The sequence below is a fragment of the Legionella rubrilucens genome, from assembly GCF_001468125.1.
Taxonomy (GTDB): Bacteria; Pseudomonadota; Gammaproteobacteria; order Legionellales; family Legionellaceae; genus Legionella_C; species Legionella_C rubrilucens.
This window is the reverse complement of record NZ_LNYT01000010.1, coordinates 1-9,352: the sequence shown is the minus strand read 5'-3', so window position 1 is coordinate 9,352 and position 9,352 is coordinate 1. Positions and strand designations below refer to the sequence as shown.

The window sequence follows — 9,352 nt, the reverse complement described above, 5'->3', positions numbered from 1 at the left end:
AGCTATGAATCGCTTCATGATCGAATTCGGCGATAGAGTTAACCGATAACAGGACGGCTAGTTACACAGAATTCCGGACAGACTCGGTGCCGGATCAGAAAACTTATCACCAGCAAATCGTCTTGCAGGCAATCCCGAGGGGTCTGATAATGCCCATAAAACTCGCCCAACAAAATTATCTTCCAAAGTACTGGTTTGAGGTCTTGTTATTGCATGCTCAACAATTATACGTTCTTTTCCATTTACTCCATCTCTATAAGTTTTTGCCCATGCTCGAAGTGTTTTATGTAAATAAAGATGGTTATTATGCTGTTGATAAAGGATGGGAGTAACATTTTTTGCTTTCCATTCTTTAGCTGCCTCTTCTTTCTTCCCTTTAGAATAACTACCAAAAGCAAACATCTCTAATGTTGATTCACCTAATAAGCGGTCAGCTGCAAGAGCATCCATCATGTAACGAAGTATAGGATCGTTAATGCTGTACCCAACGAAACAAATCGTATAGTTTCGAAATAATTCACTAATAAAACGGGCCGCCCATCGCTCATTTAGATATGCCAGACCAAAATCACCACTAGAAAGAATTAGATGATTATTAGCCCTATCGTTAATTTCACGCAGTAGCAAACCATGTAAGTAAACAATGCCATTCCAACGGTTTTTAGGAACAGGAAGTAGTGGAGCTTGATATCTTTCAATGCTCATACTCTCTTTCTCGATAATTTCTTCAAAAATATGATCAAAGTTAGTTGTAATTAACCGTGTATATCCGTTTTTATGGCAATGGGCTAATGTCAGTAATGATGCGTGGGTTTCCAACGCATTTTTAGATTCCAGATCGGGATTAAGCACATCAATGAGAGTTCGACGAACTTCATTCCGCCCCCCTACGATTCTAGCCTCAAGTAACCCTATTGCAGTATCAAACTGCCCCGCTTTGATCGCCGTTTTTTCAATATCATTTGGCATTTCACCTAAAAATTCATAAATTTTATTTACTAACCCCCCAAAACCAGGAAGTTTTGCTGGGTATGATATGCCTGCCCCACAAAAAAAGACTACTTTGCCGTCTTCATGTGTTTGTAATAACCTGTCTGGAACTTCTGGTCCATTTCTAACGAATTGCATAATTATGCCTATAGAGGTGGAAGTTATTTTTTTCTAATGCAATTAGGCAGTTAAATTTAAGTGGCTTGTAATTAACCCAGTCCTCAGCCCATTCCTGCATTTTCATTTATATGCTTTACTAAGTTGATTAACTTTCTACTTGTTTTATCATCAAACACACCTGCAATTCCTAAATTATGAATATTTGTAAATGGGGTCTCAAACAATAATTTGGGTTCCATGGTTCCATTTTGTACAAGATATTCAATAACTTCATTCAGAAATGCTATTTGGTCCGGATCTAACGGTGCTTTTGATAAAAATTCTGCAAATGCCTCTTTAGCAGCTTTTCGGCTTAACCCTACAACAGAACGAACTAGTACACCTAATGGTTTTTCCCCAAAGATTTTTTGATAGTCTTCTTTAGGTATTACGGCACATTCTGAAAAAAGAATATCCTCTAAGGCTGCTATATCAGTTGGAGTTACAGGTTCATTATTTCTTAATCTTCGGATGGTGATATGATTTTTATGATCATTTATAAATTTCCGGACTTTTTCTTTATAATCTCTCAGGTTGGCATCACTTTTTATCAATTCATACACTGCAGAACCCTCTCTAATTTCATCTGCAAAATTGGTATAAACATTGATCAAACTAGCTTCTTTATCTAAAAATCTTGTCAGATCTCGAAGACGTAATCTTACTTGCTCTAGTAGCGGCAAAGAAATATCTACCCACCATTGTTCGGTTTGTAAATCTAGTATCAACTCCATTTGATTTGCGACAGTAGGGATATTTGCTTTATCTTCAAGTCCCTTGGCTATCTCGATGATTTGTGATTTATATTTCTCTTGAGACCTACTATTCTGCAAAATAGCTATCTGATGATTCAAAATCAGCAAATCGAATCGACGGCACAGTTCATCATCATTATCAATTGAAGGCAAACCACTCAGTCTATTTCTTAATGTATTTAGGTCATCTTCTTTTAAAGTATCCCATTGTTCTCGCTGGGCATATTTTTCAACATTCGCTCGTTCTTTTCGGACAATAAAATTGTCTATATTCATAGCCGTAACTACTTTGTGCAGTTGATTTTTTAGAGTTCCACCAAAATTTTTAAGTGCGTCATCTCTAATAGTTGTATTATCTATGGCTGCAATCAGATCAAGTCTACGATTGAATATTTTTTGCTTGATAGATTCTTGAATACTAGAGTCATACCCCTCAGGATTGGTATCAAAAAATTCCAGATTCTCACAATAATCGAAGATAACAAATTCCCTTTTATCATTTCCTGGTCCAAACAAATCTTCACAAGGTCTAGTGCCTCGGCCTATCATTTGCCAAAACTTTGTTCTGGAACGAACCAGCTTAAAAAAGACTAAGTTAACAACTTCTGGCACATCGATCCCTGTATCCAACATGTCCACTGATACAACAATAAAAGGATCTTTTGTTTTTAGGCTAAATGAATCAATTAAACTTTGTGCGTATTTCACTGAATGATCAATACGGCGACAAAATTTACCAGCCAGATGAGGGTAGTTTTCATCAAATTGCTTAACTATAAACTGTGCGTGGGTTTTATTTTTGGCAAAAATAATGGTTTTACCGATTTTATCTCCGCCCTCAACCTTAATTCCATTTTCCATCAAATGCATCAGAACTTTGTTGACGGTATCTTTATTAAACAACCACTGATTCAATGCTGATGAACCAATTTCTTCTTTCAGGTCTCCTGTTTCCCTATCATAAAATTCCTCTTGCAACTCATACTCTTCCTGCTCTTCAATAGACAGCTCATTGTATTTAATTCCTTCCCTTTGAAATTTCAAAGGCACTGATATTGCGCGGGGCGGCACAAGAAAACCATCATTAACGGCTTGTTCTAACTCATAGGCATAGGTTGGTTGATGATTTTCAAGCTCAAACAGTTGGTAAGTGTTTCTATCAACTTCCCCACGAGGGGTCGCTGTTAATCCAAGCAATAAAGAATCAAAATAATCAAAAATAGCGCCATATTTTTGATAAACCGATCGGTGTGCTTCATCGATAATTATTAAATCGAAATGGTTTACACTAAATGTCTGACTCTGCTTTTTCTTAGTGCCATCTATACAATTCAGCATCGTTGGGTAAGTTGAAAATAAGATTCGTGCTTCCTCCTGTTTTTTACTCAGAAGATTAGCGAGGCTAACGTGAGGGAGATTCTTCTTAAATGCCCGCATAGCCTGGGTTAATAAAGCAGTTCTATCGGCTAAAAATAATACTTTTCTTACCCAATTGGCTCGCAACAACATATCGACTAAGGCGATGGATAACCGCGTTTTACCTGTACCTGTTGCCATGACTATTAAACTTTTGCGTTTACGATTCTCACCAAATTGCTGCATAACACGAGCAGCCGCTTCTATTTGGTAATATCGACCGGCAATCTCTGGATTTGGCTGCATCAAGTTTAGTGCTTGCCAACTCTTACGTTGATTGATTTTCCATTGCAATTCATCTTTAGTGGCAAAGCCCTGCACTTCTCGAGGGGGATAAAATATGTCATCCCACATCCATGTTTTATATCCATTAGAAAAATAAATAATCGGACGCTGGCCATGATGCTGCTCTAAACAATTCGCATAAAGCTCCGCTTGACGACTACCTGTTTGTGGATCTACTTTTGTTTTTTTTGCTTCGACTAATGCAAGCGGTTTGTTATCATCGCCCCAAAGCACATAATCTACATAACCAGTACCATCGTTACTCCCAGCAGTGGTTGGCATACAGTTTAATACTTCGAATTCCTCAACATTTTTACCTTTTGGATCCCATCCAGCTTCTCGCAGCATGATATCTATCATCAACTCACGAGTTTGTGATTCCGTATATTCATTGCTGCCAATCGTTCGTTTATTTACTTTCTTAATTTCTTGAAGTAAAGCCAATTTTTCTTTTAATGCAGCCAGTTCTAGTTCCGTTTGGAATAATTTAGTTTGAGCAGCCTCAGCTGCTTTATCTTTTGCTTCTAAATCGGCTTGTATTTTTCCTATCGCATGCTTGGAAAGTTTGGGGATATCTTCTTGTGCTTTAGGAAGGTAGGTTATTTGAAATTGTCCGGGCTTTATGCCTTCTTTAGTATAGACTCGCGCCATCCAGCCTAAAAATTGATGAAGTGCAACGGTTGCTTTTAATCCTTCTTGTGGGGATATATTCTCGTCGCCATGTACTGCGATATTTCCCAGCCGATGAATAAATTTAATATCAAAAAACAAGCCATTTTTAATCATTTTAGAAAAGCTAGGTTCATGAATCATTGCGGCTAGATTTAATTCATTAGGCGGGTTTATAGCGGTATCATTTTCAAATAACCATTTCAGTGCTAACTCTAATGTTCTGCGAGCATAGATTGCAGCAGCTCTGGGATCACGCAAGGCATAGCTTTCCACATATTTGGCATCTTGGAACAAAAAATTCCAATGCTCTTTTAAAAATGAAAAGTTGCTCTGTTCCATCCTATTTGTATCCTTTATGCAAAATCTTTCTCTAGGTGTTTGCTTAGCTCACCATTAAACGCTTTTTGACTCAATGAATTAAATAATTCTTGAGCTATATTCGATGAAGTCACTAATTTTTTTTGATCACTAAACAGTTTTTTATAAAAGCGCGAGTATTTATTCTGGAGACTTAGAGGCGGTAAATATATTGGTAATTCTTTAATTATTCCCATATTTAATCCTTCCATAATAGCACCTTTTGCTGATCGTGCGAGATAATCTAGCGAAACTTTGTGCATTAAAAAGTACGAGTGTACATATTCTGGAGTACAAATATTTTTATCAAGAGTAATACAGCAAAGATGCTTTGTATTAATTGCTCGTGGACAATTGTCAGGAACAATTGCAACCCGGCCACATGTTCCCATGATAGTTATAATTAAATCCTCTGGGTAAACAGTATATCTTTTTAATTTTATATACTTTTCTTCAGATATATATCTTGGTTTAGCCCACTGAAATACATTTTTAACAGCATTATCAATGCCTAGAACAGAAACTCCTGAAGACGTAAATTCACTATGTAATAGCTGACTTCCAAAGGGGCCTGTCCTAATACTACCTTTTCTATTTTCAGCAATTTTCTCAACAGTAGTTAATTTCCAGTTTTTAGTTACTGGATCACCAAACATGTCCAGAAAAACTGAGCGTAAGAGTTGCTCACTAAGATCGATTGCTTGTTGGCGTTTACGTTGCACCATATCCGTTTTATCTAAAATTTCAGCAATACGTTTTTGCTCAGCCAAAGAAGGTAGGAATAATGTAAGATTTTTTAATTTATATCCATCAACATGGGGAATCGCCGCACCTTGTGCACTTTTGTTTATGTAAGAAAATTTTGATTGCAAATATTTGGCAACAAATGGAATATGTATGCGATCTTTTTCCTTAGGTCGTAGCCGAGTAATTGTGCTTCCTATGTATCCCTCTAATCCATATCCAACTAATCCAGCATTTGCCCCATCCCAAACAATACAAATATCCGAGATATTAACTTCAGTCGCTCGTTTATCTACAGTAAATATATTTTTTCCTTGACCACGTAAATGATCAATTTGCAAAAAAGGCTTTCCTTCATCAGGGCAAAAGTCAAATAATTCGCCTGGCTTTTTACCCTTTTTAAAATCAAATAAATCAGCAATGGACATAAGAGAATTCATAACATTTCCCTCAATTCCTTTAGATCTCGTTGAATATTTAACTCTAGTGCATCCAACTTATTTAAAATGATTATTGGTGAATCATAGGTTACTTCTTCACATTTAATTTCTTTGTAACGATTGATGGAAAGATCATATTTATTAGTGGCAATGTCGGTTTTATCAACGACAAAAGCTTTTGCTGATTTATCAGAAAAATCACCTGTACCACTTTTATACTTTCGATACTGCTCGATGATGTCAGGAATGTCATTAGCTTGGATAGTTTCTCTCTTGTCATCCAGGCTTAATCCATCCGCCTCCATATCATAAAACCATACTTTGTCAGTGCCACCTGAATCAGTGCGCGTAAAAATTAATATAGCAGTTGATACTCCTGCGTAGGGTTTAAATACACCCGATGGCATGGAGATAATTGCTTCTAGCTTTTGTTCTTCGACTAGAGCCTGTCTTATTTGCTGATGCGCTGCTGAATTTCCAAATAATACGCCATCTGGCACAATACAAGCACAACGTCCGCCGAGTTTTAATTGTTTTATAAATAAACTGATAAATAACAATTCTGTTTTTTTAGTTTTGCTCACTTGGAGCAAGTCTTTAGCAATGCCTTCATGATCGAGCGACCCTTTAAAAGGGGGATTGGCCAAAATAAGCGTATAGGCATCTCGTTTATCTGCGTGATCTTCACTCAATGAATCCCTATCTTCAATTATTGGGTTCTCAATACCATGTAAGGTCATGTTCATGGCACCAATACGCAACATCGATGAGTCGAAATCTGATCCATGAAACATCTGATTGTTGAAATGCTCTTTAAGTTTTGTATTGCGATTGATTTCTTTGTGATGCTCCTCTAAATATTCAGCAGCTATGACCAAAAAGCCACAAGTACCGCAGGCTGGATCGCAAATAATATCCGTTGGAGTAGGTTGAGTTAATTCAACCATCAGCCTAATGATATGCCTTGGTGTTCGAAACTGACCGTTTTTACCAGCAGTTGCTATTTTCGAGAGCATATATTCATACAAATCACCTTTCGTATCCCGATCATTCATGGGAATGTGCTCTAGCATATTTACGACCTTATCAAGCAAGGTTGGTGTTGGAACAATAAAGACCGCATCAGTTATAAATTTTGTATATGAACTACCAGCACGACCATTCAGCGATTTTATGAAAGGAAAAACTTCATCTTTAAATACATCAAATTTTCGTTTGGGCTCAAAATCTTTAAACTTGGACCAGCGTAAATGCTCTTGGTTTTTTTCAAAAATGGGATCTGTAATTGCTTCGCCTAATAAATTTGCTTGAGCTTCTCTTGCTGTATGAATATCATCCAGTCGTTTTGCAAAAAGAAGGTAAGTAATTTGCTCAATAACTGATAAGGGGTTAGAAATACCGCCCGACCAGAAAGTATTCCAAATCTGATCTACTTTATTTTTAATTTCGCCTGTAATCATTTTGACTCTCTTATTCAAATCCTACTTATTAAATATTCTGCTCTTTAGCTTTTTGTTCTTGATTTTTAATCCACAAATCGATCTCGCTTTTTCGAAAACGCCATGACCCACCAACTTTAAATCCTGGTATCTTACCTTCTGACGCAAGCCTATACCCAGTTTTTTCAGTAAGCTTTAAATAAATAGATAGCTCTTTAATGGTAAATATCTCTGTAGTCTCCATTTTGAACCCTAGTCAAAATTATTATATTTTGAGAAAATAATGGAAAATTAGGAAACAAGCAAGTTATACTGAGCAAAACATAAAGTCGTTTTTTACCTAAAATGACTCAAAGCCGATAGAGGGATCGATTTTTAGGATCATGGAGATAAATGGTGAAAGGAGTTTTAGGATGGAATCAGAAAATAAAAGACAGAATTACAAGTATCAAGAATAAAACTCCAATTTGGCGTGCCTTTTATTGGCAATATTTTTACATCATAAAAAATTGGTTAATCTCATCCGTCATTCGCTACAAAAAAATTGGTATTACTCTAGTATTGGTAAGTCTATTTATTCTCAATATACTCGTTTATCCCAAAATAAATAAGATTGTAGAACCCTATTATCAGATAGGAGATCGAATAAACGGGCTTCAAACATTATTTATAGCATTAGGTGGCGCAATGATTGGCGCCACAGCTATTGCTTTCTCCTTAATTATGTTTGCCATGCAAGTGAATGTTGAGCGAATGCCTTATGGTCTATTTCGAAAATTTAGTGCTGATTTAAGGTTGTTAGGTTTATTCGTTATTGTATTCTTCCTAGCTATTACAATTGCATGCCTTTCTCTCATTTCAAATGTAACATGGGTAACAACAACTGTTCTAATAGCTATATGGAGTACAGTTTTTATAATTATATTTTTTCTTGTCGCTTACAGAAGAGCCTTAATCCTAATTAGTCCAATTGAACAATTAACTATACTTGTAACTGACACAAAAAATAACTTGAACATATGGTCCAGAGCAGCACAAAGAGCTTCACCACTGCTTAGAAACAACCCAGAAAAAAGTGAAAATGATACTTGGAGTTCATGACCTGGAAAGAACTACCTATTTTAATCTCAACCCACATTGGACAACTAAAGCCATACAAGCAATGCAATATTGTATTTCATTAGCACGATATCATGCTGCTCAAGGTGATTACGAAATATCTCAAGCAGCATTAAACAGCTTAATTCTCATAAATGCTAATTACATTAATGCAAAAGGCAAAACGTTTTTTGTTAATGCCCCCTTTTTTAATCACTGCCTTTCACATGATGGTTTTATATCAGTAACGCTTGAACACTTTAGAAAAAACGTTCAGATTGCTATTTCACGAGGCGATGAGCAACAAATAGAGCAAACAATCTCCGGATTAGAAGCACTTTGTCTTTTATTCCTAAAAATTGATTACTCAACAAACGATACTATTAAAACGCATACAAATTTGGCCGCGGGTTATCTGATTAGTGCAGTTGAATTAATATTACCCACAAAAATGGCGGATGTCTTAATGGGATGTTTGTACTCATTAGGAAATGTTGCACGCACTATAGCTATTTTGTGCCGCTTCTTTACTTGCTCGTTTGATGGATTGCTTTAAAGAACCTGGATCAACCTCATTAGCTAGATGTTTTCGAGCATCCTCTCTCTTATCCCTTGCTTTCGCCAAACTTACCTCCGGAAATGCTCCGAAAGATAATTTCTTTTCAATACCATTAAAGCGATATTTAAGCCTCCAAAGTTTTGAACCATTTGGATTAACTAAAAGATATAAGCCTCGCTCATCTTTTAATTTATAAGGTTTCTCCTTTGGTTTTGCATCCTTAACGTCTTGTACTTTTAATGCCATGGGGGCCTCACAATTATTGCAGATTAAGAAGCCACCTCAAAGGCCCTATTTTAGAGTTAGAATATGGGGGCTTTCTTTAGAATTTATTGGAAGAGAGATTAAATAAAAAGGCTCTTTCTCATTTGAGGGGGCACTTTAATCTAAGTTAGAGTAATCTAACTCCTTGATTTGACGATCAAAAGGAGATTAAAG

At 36.3% G+C, this 9,352-nt stretch carries 8 protein-coding genes; 2 read left to right on the top strand and 6 right to left on the bottom strand.

Translation table 11 applies throughout. From position 1 onward, the window contains the following. Positions 1–57: 57 nt before the first annotated feature. The 5 genes from Lrub_RS07515 to Lrub_RS07495 form a co-directional block, all read right to left on the bottom strand. On the bottom strand, positions 58–1,128 hold the full coding sequence (locus Lrub_RS07515) for an SIR2 family protein (protein WP_058531588.1): 1,071 nt from the start codon (positions 1,126–1,128) through the stop codon (positions 58–60). Positions 1,129–1,211: 83 nt separating this feature from the next. Next, on the bottom strand, positions 1,212–4,616 hold the full coding sequence (locus Lrub_RS07510; RefSeq protein WP_058531587.1) for a DEAD/DEAH box helicase family protein: 3,405 nt from the start codon (positions 4,614–4,616) through the stop codon (positions 1,212–1,214). Positions 4,617–4,630: 14 nt separating this feature from the next. Next, positions 4,631–5,818 carry a restriction endonuclease subunit S gene (locus Lrub_RS07505; protein ID WP_058531586.1) on the bottom strand — a complete coding sequence of 396 codons (1,188 nt, stop codon included), beginning with the start codon at positions 5,816–5,818 and terminating at the stop codon, positions 4,631–4,633. After that, positions 5,815–7,278 (bottom strand): type I restriction-modification system subunit M, encoded by a 1,464-nt coding sequence (locus Lrub_RS07500; RefSeq protein WP_058531585.1) that lies wholly within the window; start codon positions 7,276–7,278, stop codon positions 5,815–5,817. The genes Lrub_RS07505 and Lrub_RS07500 overlap by 4 nt, the downstream gene beginning before the upstream one ends. A gap of 28 nt (positions 7,279–7,306) precedes the next feature. Continuing rightward, positions 7,307–7,501: a helix-turn-helix domain-containing protein gene (locus tag Lrub_RS07495; RefSeq protein ID WP_058531584.1), complete on the bottom strand. Its 195-nt coding sequence runs from the start codon at positions 7,499–7,501 to the stop codon at positions 7,307–7,309. Between the two features lie 149 nt (positions 7,502–7,650). On the opposite strand from Lrub_RS07495, the gene Lrub_RS07490 reads away from it, so the two are divergent. Together Lrub_RS07490 and Lrub_RS14750 are read left to right on the top strand one after the other, a co-directional pair. Then, positions 7,651–8,358, top strand: a complete 708-nt coding sequence (locus tag Lrub_RS07490) for a hypothetical protein (protein ID WP_058531583.1) — start codon at positions 7,651–7,653, stop codon at positions 8,356–8,358. Then, on the top strand, positions 8,339–8,911 hold the full coding sequence (locus Lrub_RS14750) for a hypothetical protein (RefSeq protein WP_133134184.1): 573 nt from the start codon (positions 8,339–8,341) through the stop codon (positions 8,909–8,911). The genes Lrub_RS07490 and Lrub_RS14750 overlap by 20 nt, the downstream gene beginning before the upstream one ends. Here Lrub_RS14750 and Lrub_RS07485 read toward each other — a convergent pair. Continuing rightward, positions 8,840–9,160 (bottom strand): Arm DNA-binding domain-containing protein, encoded by a 321-nt coding sequence (locus tag Lrub_RS07485; protein WP_058531582.1) that lies wholly within the window; start codon positions 9,158–9,160, stop codon positions 8,840–8,842. The genes Lrub_RS14750 and Lrub_RS07485 overlap by 72 nt on opposite strands. Positions 9,161–9,352 lie beyond the last annotated feature (192 nt).